The sequence below is a fragment of the Stenotrophomonas sp. 2YAF26 genome (genome assembly GCF_052114625.1).
GTDB lineage: Bacteria > Pseudomonadota > Gammaproteobacteria > Xanthomonadales > Xanthomonadaceae > Stenotrophomonas > Stenotrophomonas indicatrix.
Genome location: NZ_JBFRFC010000012.1, coordinates 42,657 through 65,295, shown reverse-complemented (window position 1 = coordinate 65,295; position 22,639 = coordinate 42,657). Strand labels below are relative to the sequence as shown.

Sequence of the window (22,639 nt, the reverse complement as noted above, 5' to 3'; positions counted from 1 at the left end):
GTGTCGACCTTGGTCGACACGCTTTCGCACCACTATGTTGCCGGCCAGCGGCCGGCACTACCCCGTCGGTCCTGCAGACGATCTATTCCGGTAGGTGTCGACCTTGGTCGACACGCTTTCGCATCATCGCGGATGCCGGCCAGCGGCCGGCACTACCACACCCGCCGGGCATGGCCCGGCGCAACCGACATCGCGTGATCCCAGGTAACGCCGGGCATAGCCCGGCGTCATCCCCTCCGCCTCAATACACCGGCAGTTCGATGAAGCTGGCCTGCGCGGCGCTGTGCCATACCCGCTGCGTCGCCTTCTGGTAATCACCCGGCTTGGCCAGGTAGATGTTCGGCACATAACTCTGCGGATTGCGGTCGTACAGCGGGAACAGGCTGGACTGCACCTGCACCATCACCCGATGGCCCTTCTGGAAGGTGTGGTTGGCATTGGGCAGGTCGAAGCGATACGGCAGCACCTGGTTGGCCGCCAGCGCCTTGGGATCGCTGAAGCTCTCGCGGTAACGGCCACGGAAGATCGCCAGTGACACCGGCAGCTCATAGCCGCCCATTTCCGGCGTCGATGCCTCCTGGTCGGGATACACATCGATCAGCTTCACCACCCAGTCGCTGTCGGTGCCACTGGTGGACGCCTGCAGGTTCACCACCGGCGTACCTCCGATACGCAGCGGTGCGGTCAACGGCTCGGTGATGAAGGTCAGCACGTCGGGGCGGCCATCGACGAAGCGCTGATCCTTGACCAGCCAGGTGGTCCACATGTCGCGGTCGCCAAAGCGCACCGGACGCGGTACGAACGGCACCGGCTTGGACGGATCAGACACGTATTCCTCGAAGTCGCCCTCGCCTGCCGCCGGCGCCTGGAACGCCAGCTTGCCTCCGGCACGCAGGTACAGCGGCTTGCTGTTTGCCGCGCACGCCTTCTCGCAGCTGCGCGGCCAGCCCTGCAGGCGGTCCCAGTGGTTTTCACCGGTGTTGTAGATCAGCACCGGTGGCGTATCGGCCTTCGGCGCGCCATCCACCAGGTACTGGTCGAAGAACGGCTTGAGCACGTCGCGGCGGAACTGCAGCGCGGTATCGCCATCGAATTTCAGCGCCCCAAGCTGGCTGCCGTCATAGTTCACCTGGCTGTGCCGCCACGGGCCCATCACCAGGTAGTTGTGGGTGTTGCCGGTGTCGCGCCCTTCCATCGCCTGGTAGGCGTGGTTGGCACCCCACATGTCTTCCTGGTCCCACAGGCCCTGCAGCCACATGGTCGGCACCTTCAGCGGCGTCTTCGCCATCACCGCATCCAGCGCCTGGCCCTGCCAGAACGCATCGTATGCGGGGTGCTGTACCAGCTTTTTCCACCAGGTCAGCTGGTCCACACCGGTGAAGCGGGCGTAGTCGCCGGCCGAGCCGATGCGCAGGAAAGTGCTGTAATCGTCGTAGCCCAGCGACGGCAGCGGCGTGCCCTTGCCACGCTTCTCGGTCTGCATCGCAAAGTAGTTGAAATTGACCTGGCGGAAGGCGCCGTAGTTGAGCCAGTCGTCACCCATCCAGCCATCGACCATCGGGCTCTGCGGCGCGGCCACCTTCAGTGCCGGGTGCGGATCGGTCAGCGCCATCACCACGGTGAAGCCTTCGTACGATGAGCCGAGCATGCCGACCTTGCCGTTGGTCTCCGGCACATGCTTGACCAGCCAATCGATGGTGTCCCACGCATCGGTGGAATGATCGACCTTGGTACCGTTCAGTGGCCCACGCAGCGGCCGGGTCATCACGTAATCGCCTTCGGAACCGTACTTGCCACGGATGTCCTGGAACACGCGTATGTAGCCGCCATCGACGAACACTTCATCGCCCTGCGGCAGCAGATCGCGCATGCGCGGCGAATCGCTGCGGCTGGCGCGGCCGGCGGCGTCGTACGGTGTACGGGTCAGCAGGATCGGTGCATTGTGGGCACCCTTGGGCACCACGATCACCGTGTACAGCTTGGTGCCATCACGCATCGGCACCATCACCACGCGCTTGTCGTAGTCGCGGCCCACATCGGGGGCGACGAAGGGTTTTCCGCTGATGTCCGGGGTCATCGGCGGCGTGTCGGCGGCCAGCACGGCGCTGGACAGGCTCAGGGCTACGGCAACAGCAACGGCACGCACACGCATGGACATCACCTCCCGGCAGGAAAGGCCCCAGCCTACTCCCGTAGACCCCGGCAAAGCGTGTGCCTGCTTTGCATTCTGCGGCGTTTACAGGCAGGACTGATGGCACATGTGCGGTCTGCCGCCGCTGCGCTCGCCGGGCCATGCCCGGCGGATCCATCACGCCACCGGTACTTCATGCAGGGCCAGCCAGCGCCAGCGCCCTCCTTCCTGCCGCAGCACTGCCAGCGATTCCCGCCACGCGGTTTCTCCCTCACCCACGGCATGTCCCTCGCGATAACGCAGCGCCGCCAGCGGCGACGGCGCTTCCACCGCCTGTACGGCCTCGATGGCGATCCGCAGTCCCGGCCGGGCGCCGTGTCCGCCCACGAACAGCGCCTGCACGGCGGCGCGGTCCAACCTGCGACCGGAGATGCCGACCATGCTGAAGTCCGCGCAGAAATGTCCCATCAGATCAGCCAGTGCATCGGCCTCGATCTCTGCCCGGAACCAGGCCTGCAGCTTGTCGTGCAGCAGGTGGATTTCGTGTTCGGCGGTCATGTCCATCAAGCAGTCTCCGGAGTGGAAAGGGAATGCAGCTGCGACCGGCGCAGCAGCACCAGCGGCAACAGGGTGAGTACGGCCGCCAGGCCCAGCGCCGCGCTGGTGGCATGCGCCGGCCACCACTGCATGGCCAAGGCCAGCAGCAGGGCGATGGCGGCGGTGCCCAGGCAGAAGCTGAGCTGGCGGTTGAGGTTCCACAGTGCACTGGCATCGCCCAGCGCCTCGGCGTCCACACCATGGAACGCCAGCGTCTGCGCGGTGCTGCTGCACAGGCTGCCGCCAGCGCCCATCAAGGCGAACAGCATGGCGGCCAGCGCGAAGGGGGGCTGCGATTGCAGCGCCATCAGCAGCAGACCGCTGGCCTGCAGGACCATGCCCAGCCGCAGCACCGAGCCCGGCCCGAAGCGCGCCAGCAAGCGCCGGCTGCCGGTGATCGCCAGTGCCGAGGCCAACGCCCACGGCAGCATCAGGGCGCCGATCTGCGCGGCACTGTAACCGGCGTGGTTCAGCTGCAGGGTACTGGCCAGCTGGCTGCCGATGAACACACCCGGCACCGCCAGATAGACCAGCATCGCCATGCGCAGGCCTCGATGGGACAGCAGCGACCAGCGCAGCAGCGGCTGCGGCTGCCGGCGTGCATTACGCAGGTGGGCGACGGCCAGCACTGCTGCCAGCAGCAGCAACCCTGCGCCGGCGAAGCGATGGCCGGGCTCACCCAGCCAGGTCAATGCCAGCAGCAACGCGCCCAGCGCAGACATCGCGGTGGCCAGTGCATAGCCCTGCAGGCGTGGCGCACTGCGCAGGCCATCAGCGGGCATCCACGCCAGCACCAGGGCGATCGCCAGCACCGCCAGCGGCAGGCTGGCCCACAGCACGCCGCGCCAGGACAGCCACTTCACCAGCAGGCCGCCAAGAGCTGGTGCAAGTGCCGGCACCAGCAACGCCACCAGCAGGATGCGCCGGGTCAGCGCACCGCGTTGCTCAGGCGTGCACTGCCGGTACGCCGCCGCCTGCGCCACCGGAATCAGCAGCCCGCCAGCCAACCCCTGCAGCAGCCGCCAGCCCAGCAGCCAGCCGATGGACGGCGCAGCCCCGGCCAGGCCCGCAGCCACCGCGAACAGCACCAAGGCAGCCAGCAGCAGGCGACGCTCGCCGCAGCGCGCGGCCAGCCACGGGGCCAGCGGAATCACCACGCTCAGGCCCAGCATGTAGGCCGTGCCCACCCAGGCCAGGGTGCCGATGTCCGCATGCAGCTCGGCCGCCAGCGCCGGGTAGGCCACGGTGGCGATGAACATGTTGACCAGGTCCAGGGCGAACACCAGCAGGAAGATCGCCTCATGGCGCAGGCGTGGGGAAGGCATCAGCAGGCTCCAGCAACGAAGGCGTCAGCATGGCGGACCAGCGTTGTTGGAAAAACACGACGGCAGCTGCAACACTGTCAAACCTGTTTTGACAATCACCCACCATGGTCAGCCTCGATCGCTTCGATATCTTCCGTGCCGTGGTCGAGGCCGGCAGCCTGACCGCCGCCGCCGAGCGCCTGGGCCTGAGCCGGGCCGTGGTCAGCTTCAACCTGAAGCGGCTGGAGCAGGAGCTGGGGGTAACCCTGCTGCTGCGCAGTACCCGCCACCTGGCGCTGACCGAGGCCGGCGAACAGTTCCTGCAGCACTGCGTGCAGGCACTGGATGCCGCGCAGGCCGCCATCGATGCCGCGCGCCGCGACCAGCATCAACTGCAGGGCGTACTGCGCCTGACCACCACCCCGGAGTACGCGCAGCTGCGGCTGATTCCAGCACTGGAAGCCTTCCGCGCGCAGCATCCAGCGCTGGCGCTGCATCTATCGACCTCGCCAGCCCCGGCCGACCTGATTCCCGAGCGCTTCGACCTGGCGATCCGCCTCGGCCGCCTGCCCGATTCGCAACTGCACGCCACCGAGCTGGAACGTCACCCGCTGTGCGCGGTCGCCGCTCCGGCATTGCTGGCGCGCCTGGGGTCCGCCGAGGCCGCGGATGATCCGGTACTGCTGGGCACCCTGCCCCGCCTCGGCTATCCGCGCTTGGCCGATGTGCCGGTGGTCGCGCCGGATGGCAGCGATGCATTGTTCGCCACCAATCCGGGCAACGCGGTGATACGCGTGGATGGGGCCAGCAGCCTGCGCGCGTTCGCCGTGGCCGGCGCAGGAGTGACCGTGCTGCCACGCTGGCTGGTCGAGGACGATCTCGCGCACGACCGCCTGCGGCCGGTGCTGCGCCAGCATCGTTTCCCGCAGCAGAGCGTGTACGCGGTGTACCCGCACAGCAGCCAGCCCTCGCCGAAGGTGCGGCAGCTGATCGATTTCCTGCGCGGGTGGTTTGGTGACGACGCCAGCTGAATCCTTCGCCCGCCGGGCATGGCCCGGCGAGCGCAGCGGCACCCCGTAAACAGACACGGCCCCTTGCGGGGCCGTGTCTTCAACCATCAGTACCTCAGCAGATCAGCGCAGCACCTGCTCCACCAGCTGCACGTCCACCGTCTGCAGCGGCTCGGCGGCGTTGCGCGACAACTGCACCTGGTAGGTGCCGCCGGCGATCTTCCACTGGCGTGCCTGCGCATCGTAATGCGCCAGGGTCTTCGGCTCGGCTTCGATGCGGATGCGGCGCTGTTCGCCCGGCTGCAGCTCCACCTTGTCGTAGCCGATCAGGCGGATCGGCGTGGCGCTGCCGGCCGGCAGCTTCAGGTACAGCTGGGCGACGTCGGCACCGGCGCGCTTGCCGGTGTTGCGGATGTCGACGCTGGCAACCAGGCGCGAACCCTCCACGCTCACCTTCAGGTTTTCATAGGCGAAGGAGGTGTAGGACAGGCCGTGGCCGAAGGCGAAGGTCGGGGTCAGGCCCTTGGCCGCCATCCACTTGTAGCCGACGTTGGCGCCTTCGATATCGAAATCGAACACATCGCCGAACGGCTTGGCCGGCTTGAAGCCAAGGCCATCGATGTGCGGGCGCGGCAACTGCGATTCGTCCACCACCCAGGTCACCGGCAGGCGGCCGGACGGATTGGCCTGGCCGGTCAGCAGTGCGGCAATGCCTTCACCGCCACGGATACCCGGGTACCAGGCCTGCAGCACCGCCGGCACCTGCGCCAGCCACGGCGTACGCACCGGGCCGTTGGTTTCCAGCACCAGCACGGTCTTCGGGTTGGCCTTGGCCACCGCCGAAATCAGCGCATCCTGGTTGTCCGGCAGCTGCATGTCCGGCAGGTCCACCGATTCGGCCGCCCACTGGGTGGCGAACACGATGGCCACGTCCGCCTGTGCAGCAGCCTTGGCCGCAGCGGCGGCATTGGTGCCGTCCACATAGGTGATGGTGGCGTCCGGACGCGCGGCACGCAGCGATTCCAGCGGCGAGGACGGATGGAAAATCACCGGGCCCGGCCAGGTGGTCGGCAGCACGCCCGGCACCGCGTTGGTGCCCTTGGCCGTGACGCCCACCATCGACGAACCACCGCCACCGATCACGCCCTTGTCGGCATGGCCACCGATGATGACGATGCGCTTGGCGCTGTCGGCCAGCGGCAGCAGACTGCCTTCATTGCGCAGCAGCACGCTGCCTTCTTCCACCGTGCGCTGGGCCACGGCGAAACCGGCTTCGGCGTCGACCTTCTGGTGCTGCGGCGGGTTGTCGAAGTTGCCGTGCAGGAACATCGTGCGCAGGATGCGCGCGACCATGTCGTTCAGGCGCGCCTGCGGTACCACGCCGCCGTGCACGGCAAGGCGCAGCGGCTCATCGAAGAACACCGCCGCATCGAACACTTCACCGGCCGACTGCTGGTCCAGGCCGGCCAGCGCGGCCTTCGAACCGCTGTGCACGCCGCCCCAGTCGGACATCACGAAACCGGGGAATTTCCACTCCTGCTTCAGCACCTGGTTCATCAGGTAGCCGTTTTCGCAGCCGTAGGTGCCGTTGATCTTGTTGTACGAGCACATCGCCACGCCCGGGCGGCCGGCTTCCAGCGCGATCTCGAACGCCAGCAGGTCCGACTCGTGCATGGCCTGCTCGCCAATGCGCACGTCGTGGAAGTTGCGGCGGGTCTCCATGTCGTTCAGCGCGAAGTGCTTCATCGAGGAGATCACGTGCTGGCTCTGCACGCCCTGGATCACTGCTCCGACCATCGAACCGGCCAGCAGCGGGTCTTCACCGGCGTATTCGAAGTTACGGCCATTGCGCGGGTCACGCTGCAGGTTGACGCTGCCGGACAGCAGGATGTTGAAGCGCTGCTGCCAGGCTTCGCGGCCCATCGTCGCGCCACCGGCAAAGGCAACACCGCGGTTCCAGGTGGACGCCGTGGACGGGCCCGACGGCATGGCGGTGGCGAAATCGCCCGGGCGGATGCCACCGGGATTGGTCACGCCCACGCCGGCGTCGGCCGACTGCTGCGACGGAATGCCCAGGCGCGCTACGCCCGGCACGAAACCGGCCGAACCCACCGCACCTTCCGGCAGCTTGCCACCGTCCTTGCCCAGCCCGAAGTAGCTGTGCAGCATCTGGAACTTCTCGTCCCCGGTCATCGCCTTCAGCAGCAGCGCAGCGCGCGCATCGGCGGTGAGCGTGGTATCCATCCACGGCTGCTCGCCGCCCTTGTCAGCCGCATAGGCCAGGGTCAGCAGGGTTGCACGCAGCGCGCTGCCTTCAACCTTGAACGGCGCACTGCTGGCGGCCTGGAAGCCATCGCTGAAATAGCTGGCATCGGCCTCCAGGGCCACGCGTGCCGGATCGAAGCCGGCCGCTTTGGCCGATTCACCGGCCACCGCGCCGAGCAGCACCGCCGGCGCGCCCAGTCGCGAACGCGACACCAGTGCCGGCAACTGCGAAGCACCGGCGCCAGCGTCGGTGTACACCGCCACTGCATGGCGGCCGTCATCCAGGCGCAGGTAGTTCAGGCCCGGCTGGTCGGGGCCGGATTCGGCGGCGATCGGCAGCCGGGTCAGCACGGCCTGGCCGTGCTGGGTCTGGCCGTCATCCTTGCCGGCGGCGATGAAGCGGTACTGGTAGCCCAGGCCATCGGCCAGCAGCTGCAGCGGATCGACCTGGCCGATGCCGCGCTGTACCTGGCGAACGCTGACCGCATCCACCTGCAGGGTCTTCAACTGGGCAGCCAGGGCCGGCATCGCGTCCGCGGTCGGCGCCTGTTCCAGCGTCAGCACGGTGAAGGCGGCGGAGTCGGCCCAGGCCGGGGTGGCCAGTGCGGCAGACAGGGCCAGGGACAGGGCGAGCGGCTTTGTAAACGTTTTCATCGGCGGGCGTAATTCCGTTGCCAAGGCAATCGGTCCAGGGAAAGTGCCGCCGAAGGGTGCAGCGTCATGCCGCGCATGCGTTGCCGGGCAACGCCTTGCAGGCCAGAGGACGGGCCGGTCTGCGCGCGGGACCCTCCTCCCGTGCGTGACAACCTTCCTGTCCGGGCCGCGCAGGGCGACCCATCATGTGAAGAGTGTGCGAGGGCGTTCATCGCTGTCAACAGGACCTAAGTCACAGGCGCGATGTGCGGACTGGTTATCAGCCCATCACCGGCGGTCATCAACGGGCTGCACGGCGCTGCCGATAATGGTTCTCCCCGGCGACGAATCGAGCCCATGACCGTACATCGCGACTTCGACCATCTCTGGCGCGACCGCTGTGACACCTCCAGCCAGCGCAGCCCGCGCGTGCTGATCCGGGTGTTCGTCGCCCCCGGCGAACTGGAACGCAGCGTGGCCTTCTACGAGCAGCTGCAGGGTGTGGTCGCCGATGCCGGCTTTCCGTTTCCCGATGCGGGCCTGCGGCTGGCGATGGTCGGTGCGTTCCTGCTGATCGAAGGCTGCGACGAGGCGCTGGCGCCGTTCACGTCGACCACGGGCACGTTGCTGGTCGACGACGTTCGGCCTTATCACGACAAGCTGGTGGCCGCCGGCGCCGAGATCATCTTTCCGCTGCAGGTGGTACCGACCGGTGCGGCGTTCAATGCGGTGCATCCCGATGGCACCGTGGTCGAGTACGTGCACCACCGGCCGGACCCGCAGGGGCGCTGAGGTGGCGGCCGGGCTGCGCCCGGCACCCGCCGAGGCAACGGCGTAGGCAACTGCAACAGCCGAAGCAAAAGCTGGGTTCCTGTGGGTAGGCGAGGCAGGTCCTGTTGCGGGGGACGGCGCAAGTACGTCCATGTAGCCTCGGTCGCGCCATCCATGGCGCTCACGCCCCCGCAACCGGACCCACCCCGCCTTCGACAGTTCCCCGCTGCTGTTGGTAGGTGTCGACCTTGGTCGACACGGAGATCCACACCATGCGTGGGTGTTTTTCTCATGAACCTTTTAGACATACGCCATCCACGCATGGCGTGGATCTACAATCCCACCATGTCCTCCCCCGCTCTACCCTGGAATGGCACCCTGCTGCTGGATGCACACGTGGCTGTGCTGCAGGGCCACGCCGGTGACAGTGACACGCACGCGCACTACGCCCATCAGCTGCTGCTGAGCGAGGGCGACCCTTGGCAGGTCGAGATCGATGGCGTGCAGCAGCAGGGCCAACGGCTGTGGCTGCGCTCCTTCCAATCGCACGCGATCCTGTCGGCGCCCGCTGACGGCTGCACGGTGTTCCTCGAACCGGCACATGCCGACCTCGAACAGATCCAGCAGCATCTGCAGTCGTTGCCCGGCAATGCTGCGCAGCTGCACGAGTGGCTGCCGCGACTGAGCCGCCCACAGCCCCTGGACCGCCGTGTGCAGGCGGCGCTGGCCCGCATCACCCAGCACCTGCCCGGCCCGGTGCCGGCCGCCGATATCGCCGAGGCCGCGCATCTGTCGACCAGCCAGCTGCATCGGCGCTTCCAGTCCGAGCTGGCAGTGACCCTGCGCGGGTGGGTGCTGTGGCAACGGCTGCGCAGTGCGCTGGCGCATCATCTGCGCGGGCACAGCCTGACCGACAGCGCGCATGCCGCCGGTTTCGCCGATCTTCCCCACCTCTCGCGCAGCCTGCGCCGCATGTTCGGCATCGGTGCCGCGCAACTGCAGGGCCTGCAGCTGCGCGCGGCCTGACGCATCGATCACCCGCGCCTACGCAGTCCTTCCGGAAGCTTCGGCACCTCGCCATGGGGCAGCGCGCGGAAGGGCGCCAGCAGTTGTGCGGAATACGCCTGCGGATAGTCCGGCTGGCTGCCGATGCCCAGATCACGCTGCCGCAACCGATAGCCCGGTGCATCAAACGCGGTCCCCAGCAGGTGGTCCCACACGGTGAAAAACAAACCGAAATTGACATCACCTGCGGTGCCATAGCGGATGTGGTGGAAGCGGTGCAGCGGTGCCCATGCCATCACCCGGCCCAACACTGCCGGGCGCATGTCCACGTTGGAGTGCTGCAGCAGCAGCTGGATCGCGATGGCAAACGCCAGCACCGCGGCCACCGGCATCGGCATGCCCAACAGCAGCAGCGGCAGTACGCCGCCCACCGCTTCGGCGGCCTGGTGCAGTGGGTGTTTCATCAAACCATTGAAGCCATACATGCGGGTCACGCTGTGATGCACCGCATGCAACCGCCACAACCAGCCGATGCGATGGCTGGCGTAATGCACCAGGGTGATGCCAAGGTCAGCCGCGATGATCGCCACCAGCACCTGCAGCGCGAATGGCCACTGCGTCGGCCATACGTGCCAGGGCACGATTGCCGCCAGCAGCGGCACCGTGGCGATCGACAGCAGGTTCAGGCTTTCATTGACCAGCGCATGCAGGACATCGCGCAGGCGGTCACCCTGGTCATGGTTGAACGCCGGATCGTATGGCCATATCCGCTCGGCAGCGAACGACACCGCGATGGCGACAGCCAGCAAGGCAAGCAGCCACAATGGGTCACCGTGATGGTAACCGACCCATACGATGGCGGCAGTGACAAGACCCAGCAGGAACAACGGGGCATACAGGCGGAGCATCCAGTGCTTCATGGGCAACCCGGGAAGTGAGAGGCCTGCATGTTGGCGGGGCGTACAGACTGTCGACTTGAACAAACGGCGCAACACCCCGCGTCGTCCATCCACGCATGGCGTGGATCTACAATGACGACCTCATCGCGGCCGGGACCGGCATGGACTCCTTCACCTTGATGCGCGCCTTCCGCCGCATCGTCGAACGCGGCAGCCTGGCCCGCGCCGCCGAAGACCTGGGCCTGTCGCCAGCCGGGCTGAGCAAGCAGCTGCGCACGCTGGAAACGCACCTGGGCGTAGTACTGCTGCAGCGGACCACCCGCCGCATGAGCCTGACCGAGACCGGCCATGCCTATTACCGCGAATGCAGCCGCCTGCTCGATGAGCTGGACGCACTGGAGCGCGGCATCGCCCAGCAGCGCGGCGAAGTAAGCGGACGTCTGCGCGTCAATGCACCGCAGTCATTCGCGCTGAGCACGCTGTCGCCATTGCTGCCACGCTTCCTGCAGCAGCATCCGCAGCTTGCACTGGACCTGGTGATGGAAGACCGTCTGCTTGATGCGGTTGGCGAAGGGTTCGATGTATCCCTGCGCATCCGCGCCGAACTGGAAGATTCGCGGCTGGTCGCACGCCGCCTGGCTTCGCTGCAGCAGGTGCTGTGCGCGGCACCATCCTATCTGCAGCAGCATCCGGCACCGCAGGTGGTGGAAGAACTGCAGGCGCACAGCGTGCTTGGCTACAGCCTGTCCGATTCACCCGGCAGCTGGCCGCTGCTCGGCCCCGATGGCCAGGTCACGGTGACCCTGCCGACACGGGTCACCGCCAACAACAGTCTGCTGCTGCGTGACCTGCTGGTCGCCGGCCTCGGTATCGGTGCGCTGCCCTCGTTCCTGGCCGCACCGGCACTGGCCAGCGGCGAACTGCAGCAGGTGCTGCCCGACCATCGCTATCCGCCGCGGTTCGTCTACGCGGTCTACCCCACCGCGCGCCACCTGCAAGCGAAGGTACGCGCCTTCATCGATTTCCTGCACGCCGAACTGCCCGCCTGCGCCGGGTTGGATTCGTAACCGCCAGCGAAAACTGAGCTGCCCGCCGCGTGCTGTTTCGGCCCGGCGCCACTGCCTACTCTGCCGCCTCCCCTCTCACGGACGGCAGGCCGATGATCGCCTCTCCTTCGCTGACCACCACTGCACCGGTGGTCGATTTCTTTCATGACGTGGTCTGCGGCTGGTGCTTCGTGCTGGCCCCGCGTCTGCAGCAGGTCTCGGTCGAACTTGGCATCCAGGTCCGCCACCGCAGCTTCGTGCTGCAGGACTCGCGCGAACAGATGATCGAGGTATTCGGCTCGATGCCGCGTGCCAAGGCCATCATCCTGCGCCACTGGGCCGACTGCGCCGCGCATGACGACAGCGCGCGCATCGACATCGAAGGCATGCGTGCCCAGGACTTCGAGTATCCCTCCGGCTGGCTCGGTGCGCTGGCCTGCCAAGCCGCCAGCATGCTCGGCGGCAATGCCGCACACGGCGCGATGTTCGATGCCGTGCAGTGGGCGCACCTGCACCAGCACCGCAACGTCGGTGACGTCGAGGTGCTGCTGGACATCGCCGAACAGCTGGGGCATCGACGTGGCGTCTTCGCCGACCGGATGCACAGCGATGAGGTGCGCCAGCGCGTGCAGGCCGACCGCGCTGAAGCTGCCGCGCTCGGCATCCGCTCCATTCCCACCGTCATCACCGGCAACGGCCTGCGCCTGCAGACCCTGCCGCTGCCGCAACTGCGCCAGGCCCTGGCGCCGCTGGTCGCGGCCTGAGCCGCACCGTTCCCCCACCCTCAAGGAGATTCCCATGACCCCACGTACCCTGGGCACCGCACTGGCCCTGCTGCTGGCCGGCGCCGCGGCTTCCACCACCGTGTCCGCGCACGAACGCGCTCCCTCCGGCCAGCAGGTCGGGACCAGCCCCTGGGGGCCGAAGGACGAGATCGGCCGCCTCAACCTGATCACCGAGGCCTCGCGCGCGGCGATCCTGTCGCGGGTCAGCGGCGGCAAGGCCTATGACCTGGCTACCGAGTACTACGTTGGCATGCCCAGCTGGCAGGACGCCGGCGACCCGCACTACCAGTTCTGGATGACCCACACCCCGCGCGGCACGGTGATGGACGACCCGATGGGCGTAGGCGAGACGATGAACCTCACCCGCAGCTACACCGGCACCGCGTTCTCGATGTACAGCCACACCGGCACCCATATCGATGCGCTGAACCACTTCGGCATCCATGGAAAGATCTGGAATGGCTTCGAGGCCGACAAGCACCTCGGCGACCGCGGCTGGAACGTCACCGGCATCGAGAAATTCCCGCCACTGATCGCGCGTGGCGTACTGATCGACGTGGCCGGCGCCAAGGGCATGGACATGCTGCCGGACAGCTACCGCGTCACCCGCCAGGACCTGAAGGATGCGCTGGCACGCCAGCAGGTGAAACTGCAGCAGGGCGACATCGTACTGATCCGCACCGGTCGCATGCGCCTGTTCGAACAGCCCAAGGCCTACATGGCCAACCCGCCGGGCATGGGCCTGGATGCGGCGCGTTTCCTGGTGGAGGACAGCGGCGCGATGATCGTCGGCGCCGACAACCTCAGCTTCGAGACCTTCCCTTCCGAAGTGTCCGACGACTACGTGCCGCTGCACACCTACCTGCTGGCGCAGCAGGGCGCGCCGATCATCGAGCTGGTGGCGCTGGATGAACTGGCGCGCGACAAGGTCTACGAGTTTGCCTTCATCGGTGGCCCGCTGAAGATCCGCGGCGGCGACGCCGCGCCGCTGCGCCCGGTGGCCTTGCCGGTCCGCCCGTGACCCGATAGCGCCGGGCCAGGTGAAGGCCACTCCATTCCCGGCAAACCACGGTGGGTGCCGATCTTGGTCGGCACCGCCTTTTCCTCATCCACGCATGGCGTGGATCTACTGTGGCAAGGCCGGCTTTTCCGCATCCAGGCCGCTGACTCCCCAGTAGATCCACGCCATGCGTGGATGCTCTACCCCCTTCAGCAAGCTGAAACCCCACCCTTCGATTTCATTAGTAATATTACTCACAAGCCGAGTAGCATGTCCGGTCTCAGCCCCTGATATCGGCCTGTCGATACTCGCTCCATGCCTGCCGTTTCCGCCCACTTCTGCCGCTTCCCGCCAGCCCGGCGCCTCCCCCGGAGGACCGGCTGATGGGCGCCGTCGTCGCCCTCGACCGCCTGCTGGACGGCCGCCAGGTCTGGCGCGGGCCGGCACGCCAGGGGCAGGCCAGCGACCATCTGGCCAGTGGCCACCCGGCGCTGGACGCGCGCCTGCCCGGCGGTGGCTGGCCAGCCAGCGGGCTGTGCGAAGTACTGCAGGCCGCACCTGGAGTCGGTGAACTGGCCCTGATCTGGCCGGCGCTGGCAAAGCTGAGCCAGCACCCACGGCCGATCGTGCTGGTCGCCCCACCCTATCGCCCGCACGCCCCGGCATGGGCCGCCGCCGGGCTCGACCTGGCCCAGCTGCAGATCATCCACGCCGCACCGAAGCAGGCGCTGTGGGCGGCCGAGCAGTGCCTGCGCTCTGCCGCCTGCGCCGCCGTGCTGTGCTGGCCGCAGCAGGCCGACGATCGTGCCCTGCGCCGCCTGCAGGTTGCCGCCGACAGCGGCCAGTGCCTGGGTTTCGTGTTCCGCGAGGCCCGCGCCGCCCGCAACCCCTCCCCGGCCAGCCTGCGCCTGCAGCTCGACCATGGCCAGGTGCGGGTGCTGAAGTGCCGCGGCGGGCTGCCACCAGCGCAGCCGTTGCCGCTGGCCATCGCCCACTGAGGCCGCGCCATGCACTGGGCCTGCCTGTTGTTGCCGCAGCTGGCGCTGGACAGCGTGCTGCGCCTGCAGCCCGATCCACAGCGGCCACTGGTACTGCTGCAGGGGCCGGCGCAGCGTCGTGTGCTGCGTGCGGTCAGCCCTGCCGCGCGGGCAGCGGGGCTGCGCCCGGGCATGCTGCTGTCGGCCGCGCAGGTGCTGGTGCAGGACCTGCAGCTGCATGACTACGATCCCAGCGCCGAACAGCACACCCGGCAGTTGCTGGCCAGCTGGCTGTATGCCACCAGCTCGCTGGTCAGCCTCGATTTTCCGCATGCGCTGGTGCTGGAAATCGGTGCCAGCCGTGCCCTGTTCGGCGATTGGCTGACGATCGAACAACGCCTGCGCAACGGCCTGCACGACCTGGGCTTCCGCCATCGCCTGGTCGCTGCCCCCAACCCGCATGCCGCGCGCGTGCTTGCCAATGTGCACGATGGCCTTGGCATCGATGCGCAGCAGCTGCCCGCCGCACTGGCACAGCTGCCACTGGCGCGTAGTGGCCTGCCCGTTGATGCAGTGACCGTGCTGGCACGCTCCGGCCTGCGCACGCTGGGGGCGGCCTTCGACCTGCCGCGCGAAAGCCTGGCCCGCCGCTTCGCCCCCGAGGTACTGCAGCAGCTGGATGCCGTGCGCGGTTTGGGCAACGCGCCGCTGCGCTATTACCAGCCGCCGGACCGGTTCGATGCGCGCATCGAATTCGAATACGAGATCGAATCCAGCCAGGCCCTGCTGTTCCCGCTGCGGCGCCTGCTGCTGGATCTGGCCGCATTCCTGTGTTCGCGCGATGGTGGCGTGCAGCGTTTCGATCTGCACTTCGAGCATGACCTGCTGCCGGCCAGCGTGCTGACCATCGGCCTGCTGGCCCCCGAACGCGATGCGGCGCTGCTGTTCGAGATCGCACGCAACCGCATGGAAGCCTTCGCCCTGCCCGCCGGCAGCCGTGCGTTGCGCCTGCAGGCCGAGCAGCTGCCGCCGTTCGTGCCGGCCGCACGTGACCTGTTCGATACCCGCCCGGCGCAGGCGATGCCATGGACCCAGCTTCGCGAGCGCCTGCGTGCCCGCCTCGGCGATGACGCCGTGCAGCCACTGGCCGTGCAGGCCGACCACCGCCCCGAACGCGCCAGTGGCACCCAGCCACCGGCCAAGCCACCCGCTTGGTGGCCGCTGCGCCCCGGCTGGCTGCTGGAGACGCCACAGCCGCTGCGCGATCCGCGCCTGCGTATCGTCGCCGGGCCGGAACGGATCGAATCGGGCTGGTGGGACCAGGCCGATGCACGCCGCGACTATTACGTGGTGGAAACCGCGCAGGGCCAGCGGGGCTGGGCCTTCCGCACGCGCAATGATCCGCATGCGCCGTGGATGCTGCACGGCTGGTTCGGTTGAGCCCCATGCACACCGATCTGCCCGGATACGCCGAACTGCACTGCCTGTCGGCCTTCAGCTTCCAGCGTGGCGCGTCCACCGCCGAGGAACTGTTCGCACGCGCTGCCGGCCAGGGTTACCGCGCGTTGGCCATCACCGACGAATGCTCGTTGGCCGGCATCGTGCGCGCATGGCAGGCGGCGAAGACACACGGCGTGGCGCTGATCGTCGGTGCCGAATTCCAGGTTGAAGACGGGCCCAAGCTGGCCCTGCTGTGCACCAACCAGGCCGCTTACGCCGGGCTGTGCCAGCTGATCACCACCTGTCGCCGGCGGGCAGCCAAGGGCGGATACCGCTGCCTGCGCGAGGATCTGCAGGGACTGTCCGAGGGCCTGCTGTGCCTGTGGCTGGACCGGCAACCGGCGGCCACCGAACTGGAACTGCTGCGCCGTTGTTTTCCGCTGCGCCTGTGGCTGGCCGTGGAGCTGCACCACGAACACGACGACACGCGCCGGCTGCAGCAGCTGCAGGCCTTCGGCGAGCGCCACCAGTTGCCGTTGGTCGCCAGTGGCGACGTGCACATGCACGTGCGTCGGCGTCGTGCCTTGCAGGACACGCTGACCGCGATCCGCCACCGCTGCAGCGTGGCCGAGGCTGGCTGGCGCCTGTTTGCCAACGGCGAGCGTCATCTGCGCCCGCGCACTGCACTGGCCCAGCTGTATCCGCCCGACCTGCTGGCAGAAACCCTGCGCATCGCCGAACGCTGCCACTTCTCCCTGGACCAGCTGAAATACACCTACCCGCGCGAACTGGTGCCCGAAGGCCACGACCCGGACAGTTGGCTGCGCGTGCTGGTCGAGCGCGGCATTCCCTGGCGTTGGAAAAAGGGCATCGAGCCAGCCCAGCGCAAGCAGATCGAGCACGAACTGGCACTGATCAAGCAGAAGCATTACGCCTCCTATTTCCTCACCGTGCAGGACATCGTGCGCTTCGCCCGCGAGCAGAAAATTCTTTGCCAGGGCCGTGGCTCGGCCGCCAATTCAGCGGTGTGCTTCGTGCTGGGTGTGACCGAGATCGACCCGGCGCGCAGCAACCTGCTGTTCGAGCGCTTCATTTCCGCAGAGCGTGATGAACCACCGGACATCGACATCGACTTCGAGCATGAGCGTCGCGAGGAAGTGCTGCAGTACGTGTTCAACCGCTATGGCCGCGAGCGTGCCGCGTTGACTGCGGTGGCTATCAGCTACCGGGGCCGCAGCGCGATCCGCGATGTCGCCCGTGCGCTGGGCCTGCCGATGGACCAGGTCAACGAACTGGGCGCGGCAATGGATCATTGGGGCGGCAACATTCCGCTGCCGGAAACCCTGCGCGAGCGCGGCTTCGATCCGGAAACACCGTTGATGCGCCGGTTGCTGGCATTGACCGCCGAGCTGATCGATTTTCCGCGCCATCTGTCGCAGCATCCGGGCGGTTTCGTGATTTCCGAGCATCCGCTGTCGACGCTGGTGCCGGTGGAGAACGCGGCGATGGCCGACCGCACCGTCATCCAGTGGGACAAGGACGACCTGGACGCCACCGGCCTGATGAAGGTCGACTGCCTGGCGCTGGGCATGCTCACCGCCATCCGCAAATGCCTGGCGATGTTGCAGCAGCACGGTCTGCACAGTGGACGCATGGATGCAATCGAGGACGATGACAAACCGACCTACGACATGATCTGCGCCGCCGACACCATCGGCGTGTTCCAGATCGAATCGCGCGCTCAGATGGCGATGCTGCCCCGCATGCAGCCACGCGAGTTCTACGATCTGGTGATCGAAGTAGCCATCGTGCGCCCCGGTCCGATCCAGGGCGACATGGTCCATCCCTACCTGGAACGTCGGCGGATCCTGCGCGAACAAGGCCCGGATGCGTTGAATGACCCGGACAACCCGTTGTATCCAGCGCGACTGGAACGCGTGTTCGCGCGCACTCTGGGCGTGCCCTTGTTCCAGGAACAGGTGATGCAGCTGGCGGTGGATGCGGCCAACTACACCGCCGGTGAAGCCGATGCCCTGCGCCGCTCGATGGCCGCCTGGAAACGTCGTGGCGGCCTGGAGCCCCATCGCGAAAAGCTGCTGACAGGCATGCTGAAAAACGGCTTCAGCCTAGAATACGGCGAGCACCTGTTCGAACAGATCAAGGGCTTCGGCGATTACGGTTTCCCGGAAAGCCACGCCGCCAGCTTCGCCCTGCTCACCTATGCCAGCTGCTGGCTGAAGTGCCATCACCCAGCCGCGTTCGCCGCCAGCCTGATCAACAGCCAACCGCTGGGCTTCTACAGCCCCGACCAGCTGCTGCAGGACGCGCGTCGGCATGGCATCAGCGTGCTGCCGGTGGACGTGCGCCACAGCGACTGGGACTGCACGTTGGACTTCAGCAAAGGCGCGGCGGCGATCCGCCTCGGCCTGCGCCTGGTCGATGGCTGCAGCGAACCGGCCGCGCAGGTCATCATGCGCGAACGCGCGCGGCGCCCATTCGACGATGTCGGCGACCTCTGCCAGCGCACCGCACTGGATCGCCGCCAGCAGGGCCTGCTTGCCGATGCCGGTGCCCTGCGAGGCCTCAGCGGCCATCGCCATCGTGCACGCTGGGATATCTCCGGCGTGGAGAACCGCCTGCCGTTGTTCGACCAGGCCCGCGCCACTGCCGAAGCACGCGTGGCCCTGCCCCTGCCCAGCGCCTGGGAAGACATGCAGGCCGATTACCGCAGCACCGGCACCACCCTCGGCCGCCATCCAATGTCGTTCCTGCGTGCGCAGCTGCGAACCCGCGGTTGCCTGGATGCCGCGCAGCTGGCCAACCACGGCCATGGCCGGCGCGTACGCATCGCCGGCCTGGTACGCATGCGCCAGCGCCCGCAGACCGCCAGCGGCGTCACCTTCCTTACTCTGGAAGATGAAACCGGCATGGTCAACGCCGTGGTCTGGCGACATCTGGCCGACCGCCAGCACCACATCCTGGTAGATACGCAGCTGATGCAGATCGACGGCCGACTGGAACGCGTGGATGGCGTACAGCATGTGATCGTGCAGCGCATGCATTGCCTGGACGAACTGCTGCAGGGACTGCGCAGCCACAGCCGCGACTTCCATTGACGGTACACACCGTCACACAACGAACTGACCACGACCGACCGGATTCCGCTATCGTCGGTCACGTCCAAGGAAGGAATACACAATGGCCCGTGCCCTGACCCTGACCACCCTGGTGGTCGCCACACTCGCGTTGATCGTTTCCGGCTGGACCGCCTGGAACCTGCATCGCAGCCAATCACCGCAACGCGTGATCGAAGCGCGCGGCTTGATCATCCACGATGCCAGCGGCCAGCCACGGGTGATCCTCGGCGCACCGGTCCCCGAGCCCCTCAGCCAAGGCCGCCCGCAGGGGCCGCGTGCCAACGCCCTGTCCGGCCTGATCCTGCTCGGCCCCGATGGTTCCGAGCGCGGCGGCTACGGCACCAGCGACCAAGGTGGCGAAGCCCTGCTGACGCTTGACGATGCGACCGGCACCACGGAAGTCTTCAAAGTGGTCGCCAACCCGGACCGCGGTGCCAGCCTAATGGTCAAGCACCAGAACAACACCGGCGCCATGCTGAGTTCCTGGCAGGGAAAGCCGGAGCTGGTGTTCCTCGACGACAGCGGCCAGTCCTACTACGTGCGACCCGGCGCCAGCGCCGCACCCTGAGCGCACACCCTCAGCGCATCACCGCCGCCAGGTCATCGGCCAATCGCCGTTGCTGCGGCGGGCCGAGTGCCGCACAGGTGATGCGCAACCCATGCGCCGGAGCAGCCACCGCAAACACTTCACCCCCGCGCACATGCCAGCCACGCGCCGCCAGCGCCAGCACCTGCGGCGTGCTGTCGGCCGGCAACGGCAGCCACAGATTCAAGCCTTCCATCGGCAAGGGTGTCGGCAGCCCGCGCGCCTGCAACAGCGCCTGCAGACCCTGCAGCCGCTGCTGGTAGCGCTCACCGGCCGCAGCGACCTTCGCCCGTTGCTGCGCTGACTCCAATACCGCACTGACCGCATCCTGCAACAGATGGCTCACCCAGCCGGTGCCCGCCGCCAAGCGCAGGCGCAGGCGCGCCGCGGTCTGCCCATCGCAGGCCAACCAGGCCACGCGCAGGTCCGGGCCCAATGCCTTGGACAACGAACGCAGCAACGCCCAACGCCGACCATCCATCGGCAACACCGAGTGATAGGCCTGCTGCGAGAGCAGCGCGTAGTGATCGTCGATCAGCACCGCCACCTGCGGATAACCGACCAGCAACTGGCGCAGCGCACGTGCGCGCTTCGCATCCAGGCTGGCACCGGTGGGATTGTGCGCGCGCGGGGTCAGCAGCACCGCACGTGCGCCTGCATCCAACGCCTGCCGCAGCGATTCCACCTGCATGCCGTGCGCATCCACCGCCACCGGCAACGGCGCGTGCCCGGCCGCACCGAGTACATTGAGGCTGCCCAGGAAACAGGGATCCTCCACTGCGATGCGGTCCCCCGGCAGCAGCCACGCCGACAGCAGGCGCTCGATGCCATCGACCGCGCCATGGGTCAGTTCCAGCGCATAGTCCAGCGGGCAATCGGCATCCAGCGAGGCCCGTGCCAGACGTTGCATGCGTGGATCGACCGTCTCCACCCCATACAGGCGCGAGGCCGTTGCAGCCACGCGCAGGCTGGGCAGGCAGCGTGGATCCGGATTGCCGCCGGCCAGATCATGCAGGGCCAGCCCCGGTGCACTGCCCTCGCGTGCCATCGTCGCCGGCAGGCCGCGCACCACGGTGCCGCGACGTCCCGCCGTACTGGCCAAGCCTGCCGCATCCAGCCGCTTGTAGGCGGCGGCCACGGTATTGCGGTTGACCCCCAGCTGATCGGCCAGATCCCGCACCGGTGGCAGCACGCTGCCCGCCGCCAGATGGCCACTACCGATGCCCTCGCGGATGCTGTCGAAGATCGCTTCGGCGCTGTTCCCGGTGATTTTCATTTTGTCCTATGCCAAACTATCTATTGTCCTGTGCCAGTGTATCCCACCCTGGCCACCCCGCACCGGAGGTGCCCCATGTCCCTCGCCGCCGCCGACTGGCCCGTCGCCCAGTCCGTCGAACAGATCGCCGCCAATCTCGCCACCGTGCACCAGCGCATCGCCAGCGCCTGTGCCCACGCCGGTCGTGATCCGGCCAGCGTGCGCCTGCTACCGGTCAGCAAGACCGTCGATGAAGCACGCATCCGCATGGCCGTAGCCGCCGGTTGCCACCAGCTGGGGGAAAACAAGGTGCAGGAGGCGCAGCGCAAGGCCGAGGCCATGGCTGACCTTGGCGTGCACTGGTCGGTCATTGGCCACCTGCAGACCAACAAGGCCCGGTACGTCGCACGCTTCGCCAGCGAGTTCCAGGCGCTGGACAGCCTGCGCGTGGCCGAGGCGCTGCAGCAGCGGCTGCTGCTGGAGGACCGTACGCTGGATGTGTTCGTACAGGTCAACACATCGGCCGAGCCCAGCAAATACGGCTTGGAGCCGGCGGCGGTGGCCGACTTCGTGCAGCAGCTGCCCGCCTTCGACCGCCTGCGCGTGCGTGGCCTGATGACCCTCGCCATCTTCACTCCCGAGGTGGAACGCGTACGCGCCTGCTTCGTGCGCCTGCGCGAGCTGCGCGACCAGCTTCAGCAGACGGCGCCGGCAGGCCTGGACCTGTCGCAGCTGTCGATGGGCATGTCCGGTGATTTTGAAGTCGCCATCGAGGAAGGTGCCACCGTCGTCCGCGTTGGCCAGGCGATCTTCGGTGCACGCTCCACGCCCGACAGCTTCTACTGGCCTACCCCGGGAGCACCGGCATGAAGCGCGCCGTTGCCCTGCAGCACGTGGCCTTTGAAGATCTTGGCACCCTGCAGCCGCTGCTGCTCGCGCAAGGATGGCAGGTAAAGGTCCTGCAGGCAGGCGTGGATGCACTCGACGCCGCCGAAGATGCCGATCTGCTGGTGGTGCTGGGTGGTCCGATCAGCGTCAACGATGGAGCTGCCTATCCGTTCCTCGCCGACAGCATCGCGTTGCTGCAGCGTCGGCTGCAGCAGCAGCGACCGACGCTCGGCATCTGTCTCGGCGCCCAGTTGATGGCGCGCGCCCTGCACGCTGGCGTCGCCCCCACCGGTGGCAAGGAAATTGGGTTCGCACCGCTGCTGCTCACCGATGAGGGCCAGCGCTCGCCATTGCAGGCGTTGCAAGGCATCCCGGTGCTGCACTGGCATGGCGAAGCCTTCGAACTGCCGGTGGGCGCGCGGCGCCTCGCCAGCACGCCCGCCTGTCGCCACCAGGCCTTCGACATCGGCCACCACGCCCTCGCCCTGCAGTGTCATCCCGAACTGGACGCTCGCCAGTTCGATCGCTGGCTGATCGGCCACGCGCTGGAACTGGCCGAGGCCGGCATCGATCCCGTCGACCTGCGCACGCAGGCCCGTCGCTATGGCGGGCCTCTCGCCGCCGCGGCGACCGCGATGTTCCACCAGTGGCTGCACGACCTGCCGGAGACCCGCCCATGCATTACCGCCTGACCATCCAGCACAACGGCATCCATTGCGGCCATTTCGACTGCGACGGCCCCAACGCGCTGCAACACATCGATGCCATCGCCGCACGCCTGCCCGCTGCCGAAGGCTTCACCCTGCAACGGCAGAAGGGCATCGGCGAAGAGCGCATCCTCTCCAGCACCGCCGATGGCCTGCGCGTGCTGGCCGCGCAGATCCAATACCGCGATCTCTGATCCCCAGGT

At 67.6% G+C, this 22,639-nt stretch carries 19 protein-coding genes; 13 read left to right on the top strand and 6 right to left on the bottom strand.

The genetic code is table 11. The features are described from left to right. Nucleotides 1-241: 241 nt before the first annotated feature. The 3 genes from AB4Y98_RS14095 to AB4Y98_RS14085 all read right to left on the bottom strand — a co-directional run bounded on the left by AB4Y98_RS14095 (nt 242) and on the right by AB4Y98_RS14085 (nt 4,053). The gene (locus AB4Y98_RS14095; protein WP_442244561.1) at nt 242-2,152 is read right to left on the bottom strand and encodes a CocE/NonD family hydrolase; all 1,911 of its coding nucleotides are present in this window, start codon (nt 2,150-2,152) and stop codon (nt 242-244) included. Nucleotides 2,153-2,308: 156 nt separating this feature from the next. Next, nucleotides 2,309-2,695, bottom strand: a complete 387-nt coding sequence (locus tag AB4Y98_RS14090; protein WP_442244560.1) for a DUF4440 domain-containing protein — start codon at nt 2,693-2,695, stop codon at nt 2,309-2,311. Continuing rightward, nucleotides 2,695-4,053 (bottom strand): MFS transporter, encoded by a 1,359-nt coding sequence (locus AB4Y98_RS14085; RefSeq protein ID WP_442244559.1) that lies wholly within the window; start codon nt 4,051-4,053, stop codon nt 2,695-2,697. The genes AB4Y98_RS14090 and AB4Y98_RS14085 overlap by 1 nt, the downstream gene beginning before the upstream one ends. Nucleotides 4,054-4,157: 104 nt before the next feature. On the opposite strand from AB4Y98_RS14085, the gene AB4Y98_RS14080 reads away from it, so the two are divergent. Then, entirely contained in the window at nt 4,158-5,063 is a 906-nt protein-coding gene (locus AB4Y98_RS14080; protein WP_394197212.1) for a LysR family transcriptional regulator, read from the top strand. 102 nt (nt 5,064-5,165) lie between these two features. On the opposite strand, the gene AB4Y98_RS14075 is transcribed toward AB4Y98_RS14080, so the two are convergent. Then, nucleotides 5,166-7,961, bottom strand: a complete 2,796-nt coding sequence (locus AB4Y98_RS14075; protein WP_442244558.1) for a beta-glucosidase — start codon at nt 7,959-7,961, stop codon at nt 5,166-5,168. Nucleotides 7,962-8,297: 336 nt separating this feature from the next. Between AB4Y98_RS14075 and AB4Y98_RS14070 the strand changes: the two genes are divergently transcribed. Both AB4Y98_RS14070 and AB4Y98_RS14065 read left to right on the top strand, forming a co-directional pair. After that, nucleotides 8,298-8,732, top strand: coding sequence for a VOC family protein (locus AB4Y98_RS14070; protein ID WP_025878496.1), 435 nt, complete (start codon nt 8,298-8,300; stop codon nt 8,730-8,732). A 300-nt stretch (nt 8,733-9,032) separates the two neighbouring features. After that, nucleotides 9,033-9,737 carry a helix-turn-helix domain-containing protein gene (locus AB4Y98_RS14065; RefSeq protein ID WP_442244557.1) on the top strand — a complete coding sequence of 235 codons (705 nt, stop codon included), beginning with the start codon at nt 9,033-9,035 and terminating at the stop codon, nt 9,735-9,737. A gap of 8 nt (nt 9,738-9,745) precedes the next feature. Here the strand turns inward: AB4Y98_RS14065 and AB4Y98_RS14060 are convergent, their stop codons facing one another. After that, a complete protein-coding gene (locus AB4Y98_RS14060) occupies nt 9,746-10,624 on the bottom strand; it encodes a sterol desaturase family protein (RefSeq protein ID WP_428704992.1) in 879 nt (292 codons plus the stop codon). Between the two features lie 107 nt (nt 10,625-10,731). Between AB4Y98_RS14060 and AB4Y98_RS14055 the strand changes: the two genes are divergently transcribed. The 7 genes from AB4Y98_RS14055 to AB4Y98_RS14025 all read left to right on the top strand — a co-directional run bounded on the left by AB4Y98_RS14055 (nt 10,732) and on the right by AB4Y98_RS14025 (nt 19,568). Next, complete coding sequence (locus tag AB4Y98_RS14055; RefSeq protein WP_428704993.1) at nt 10,732-11,682, top strand: LysR family transcriptional regulator; 951 nt, start codon at nt 10,732-10,734, stop codon at nt 11,680-11,682. Nucleotides 11,683-11,774: 92 nt separating this feature from the next. Next, nucleotides 11,775-12,425, top strand: a complete 651-nt coding sequence (locus tag AB4Y98_RS14050) for a DsbA family oxidoreductase (protein WP_442244556.1) — start codon at nt 11,775-11,777, stop codon at nt 12,423-12,425. Between the two features lie 34 nt (nt 12,426-12,459). Continuing rightward, a complete protein-coding gene (locus AB4Y98_RS14045; RefSeq protein ID WP_442244555.1) occupies nt 12,460-13,467 on the top strand; it encodes a cyclase family protein in 1,008 nt (335 codons plus the stop codon). A gap of 362 nt (nt 13,468-13,829) precedes the next feature. Then, on the top strand, nt 13,830-14,444 hold the full coding sequence (gene imuA / locus AB4Y98_RS14040) for a translesion DNA synthesis-associated protein ImuA (protein ID WP_154880740.1): 615 nt from the start codon (nt 13,830-13,832) through the stop codon (nt 14,442-14,444). A 9-nt stretch (nt 14,445-14,453) separates the two neighbouring features. Beyond that, complete coding sequence (locus tag AB4Y98_RS14035) at nt 14,454-15,863, top strand: Y-family DNA polymerase (RefSeq protein WP_033831382.1); 1,410 nt, start codon at nt 14,454-14,456, stop codon at nt 15,861-15,863. 5 nt (nt 15,864-15,868) lie between these two features. Further along, nucleotides 15,869-18,979 carry an error-prone DNA polymerase gene (locus AB4Y98_RS14030; protein ID WP_442244554.1) on the top strand — a complete coding sequence of 1,037 codons (3,111 nt, stop codon included), beginning with the start codon at nt 15,869-15,871 and terminating at the stop codon, nt 18,977-18,979. 82 nt (nt 18,980-19,061) lie between these two features. Continuing rightward, nucleotides 19,062-19,568 (top strand): hypothetical protein, encoded by a 507-nt coding sequence (locus AB4Y98_RS14025; RefSeq protein ID WP_353098355.1) that lies wholly within the window; start codon nt 19,062-19,064, stop codon nt 19,566-19,568. Nucleotides 19,569-19,578: 10 nt separating this feature from the next. Here AB4Y98_RS14025 and ptsJ read toward each other — a convergent pair whose 3' ends face one another. Continuing rightward, nucleotides 19,579-20,862: a MocR-like B6 salvage transcription factor PtsJ gene (ptsJ, locus tag AB4Y98_RS14020; RefSeq protein WP_428704999.1), complete on the bottom strand. Its 1,284-nt coding sequence runs from the start codon at nt 20,860-20,862 to the stop codon at nt 19,579-19,581. Between the two features lie 75 nt (nt 20,863-20,937). Between ptsJ and AB4Y98_RS14015 the strand changes: the two genes are divergently transcribed. Genes AB4Y98_RS14015 through AB4Y98_RS14005 form a run of 3 tightly spaced genes read left to right on the top strand, consistent with a single transcriptional unit; the run spans nt 20,938 to nt 22,630 of the window. Continuing rightward, nucleotides 20,938-21,711, top strand: a complete 774-nt coding sequence (locus AB4Y98_RS14015; RefSeq protein ID WP_428705000.1) for a YggS family pyridoxal phosphate-dependent enzyme — start codon at nt 20,938-20,940, stop codon at nt 21,709-21,711. Beyond that, nucleotides 21,708-22,421, top strand: a complete 714-nt coding sequence (locus AB4Y98_RS14010; RefSeq protein WP_442244553.1) for a glutamine amidotransferase — start codon at nt 21,708-21,710, stop codon at nt 22,419-22,421. The genes AB4Y98_RS14015 and AB4Y98_RS14010 overlap by 4 nt, the downstream gene beginning before the upstream one ends. After that, nucleotides 22,406-22,630, top strand: coding sequence for a hypothetical protein (locus tag AB4Y98_RS14005; protein WP_312787415.1), 225 nt, complete (start codon nt 22,406-22,408; stop codon nt 22,628-22,630). The genes AB4Y98_RS14010 and AB4Y98_RS14005 overlap by 16 nt, the downstream gene beginning before the upstream one ends. Nucleotides 22,631-22,639: the final 9 nt, after the last annotated feature.

What these genes read in the sequence shown, in the direction of transcription:
- AB4Y98_RS14095 (WP_442244561.1), bottom strand. Translation starts at nt 2,152, where the DNA reads ATGCGTGTGCGTGCCGTTGCTGTTGCCGTAGCCCTGAGCCTGTCCAGC.
- AB4Y98_RS14090 (WP_442244560.1), bottom strand. Translation starts at nt 2,695, where the DNA reads ATGGACATGACCGCCGAACACGAAATCCACCTGCTGCACGACAAGCTG.
- AB4Y98_RS14085 (WP_442244559.1), bottom strand. Translation starts at nt 4,053, where the DNA reads ATGCCTTCCCCACGCCTGCGCCATGAGGCGATCTTCCTGCTGGTGTTC.
- AB4Y98_RS14080 (WP_394197212.1), top strand. Translation starts at nt 4,158, where the DNA reads ATGGTCAGCCTCGATCGCTTCGATATCTTCCGTGCCGTGGTCGAGGCC.
- AB4Y98_RS14075 (WP_442244558.1), bottom strand. Translation starts at nt 7,961, where the DNA reads ATGAAAACGTTTACAAAGCCGCTCGCCCTGTCCCTGGCCCTGTCTGCC.
- AB4Y98_RS14070 (WP_025878496.1), top strand. Translation starts at nt 8,298, where the DNA reads ATGACCGTACATCGCGACTTCGACCATCTCTGGCGCGACCGCTGTGAC.
- AB4Y98_RS14065 (WP_442244557.1), top strand. Translation starts at nt 9,033, where the DNA reads ATGGCGTGGATCTACAATCCCACCATGTCCTCCCCCGCTCTACCCTGG.
- AB4Y98_RS14060 (WP_428704992.1), bottom strand. Translation starts at nt 10,624, where the DNA reads ATGCTCCGCCTGTATGCCCCGTTGTTCCTGCTGGGTCTTGTCACTGCC.
- AB4Y98_RS14055 (WP_428704993.1), top strand. Translation starts at nt 10,732, where the DNA reads ATGGCGTGGATCTACAATGACGACCTCATCGCGGCCGGGACCGGCATG.
- AB4Y98_RS14050 (WP_442244556.1), top strand. Translation starts at nt 11,775, where the DNA reads ATGATCGCCTCTCCTTCGCTGACCACCACTGCACCGGTGGTCGATTTC.
- AB4Y98_RS14045 (WP_442244555.1), top strand. Translation starts at nt 12,460, where the DNA reads ATGACCCCACGTACCCTGGGCACCGCACTGGCCCTGCTGCTGGCCGGC.
- imuA (WP_154880740.1), top strand. Translation starts at nt 13,830, where the DNA reads ATGGGCGCCGTCGTCGCCCTCGACCGCCTGCTGGACGGCCGCCAGGTC.
- AB4Y98_RS14035 (WP_033831382.1), top strand. Translation starts at nt 14,454, where the DNA reads ATGCACTGGGCCTGCCTGTTGTTGCCGCAGCTGGCGCTGGACAGCGTG.
- AB4Y98_RS14030 (WP_442244554.1), top strand. Translation starts at nt 15,869, where the DNA reads ATGCACACCGATCTGCCCGGATACGCCGAACTGCACTGCCTGTCGGCC.
- AB4Y98_RS14025 (WP_353098355.1), top strand. Translation starts at nt 19,062, where the DNA reads ATGGCCCGTGCCCTGACCCTGACCACCCTGGTGGTCGCCACACTCGCG.
- ptsJ (WP_428704999.1), bottom strand. Translation starts at nt 20,862, where the DNA reads ATGAAAATCACCGGGAACAGCGCCGAAGCGATCTTCGACAGCATCCGC.
- AB4Y98_RS14015 (WP_428705000.1), top strand. Translation starts at nt 20,938, where the DNA reads ATGTCCCTCGCCGCCGCCGACTGGCCCGTCGCCCAGTCCGTCGAACAG.
- AB4Y98_RS14010 (WP_442244553.1), top strand. Translation starts at nt 21,708, where the DNA reads ATGAAGCGCGCCGTTGCCCTGCAGCACGTGGCCTTTGAAGATCTTGGC.
- AB4Y98_RS14005 (WP_312787415.1), top strand. Translation starts at nt 22,406, where the DNA reads ATGCATTACCGCCTGACCATCCAGCACAACGGCATCCATTGCGGCCAT.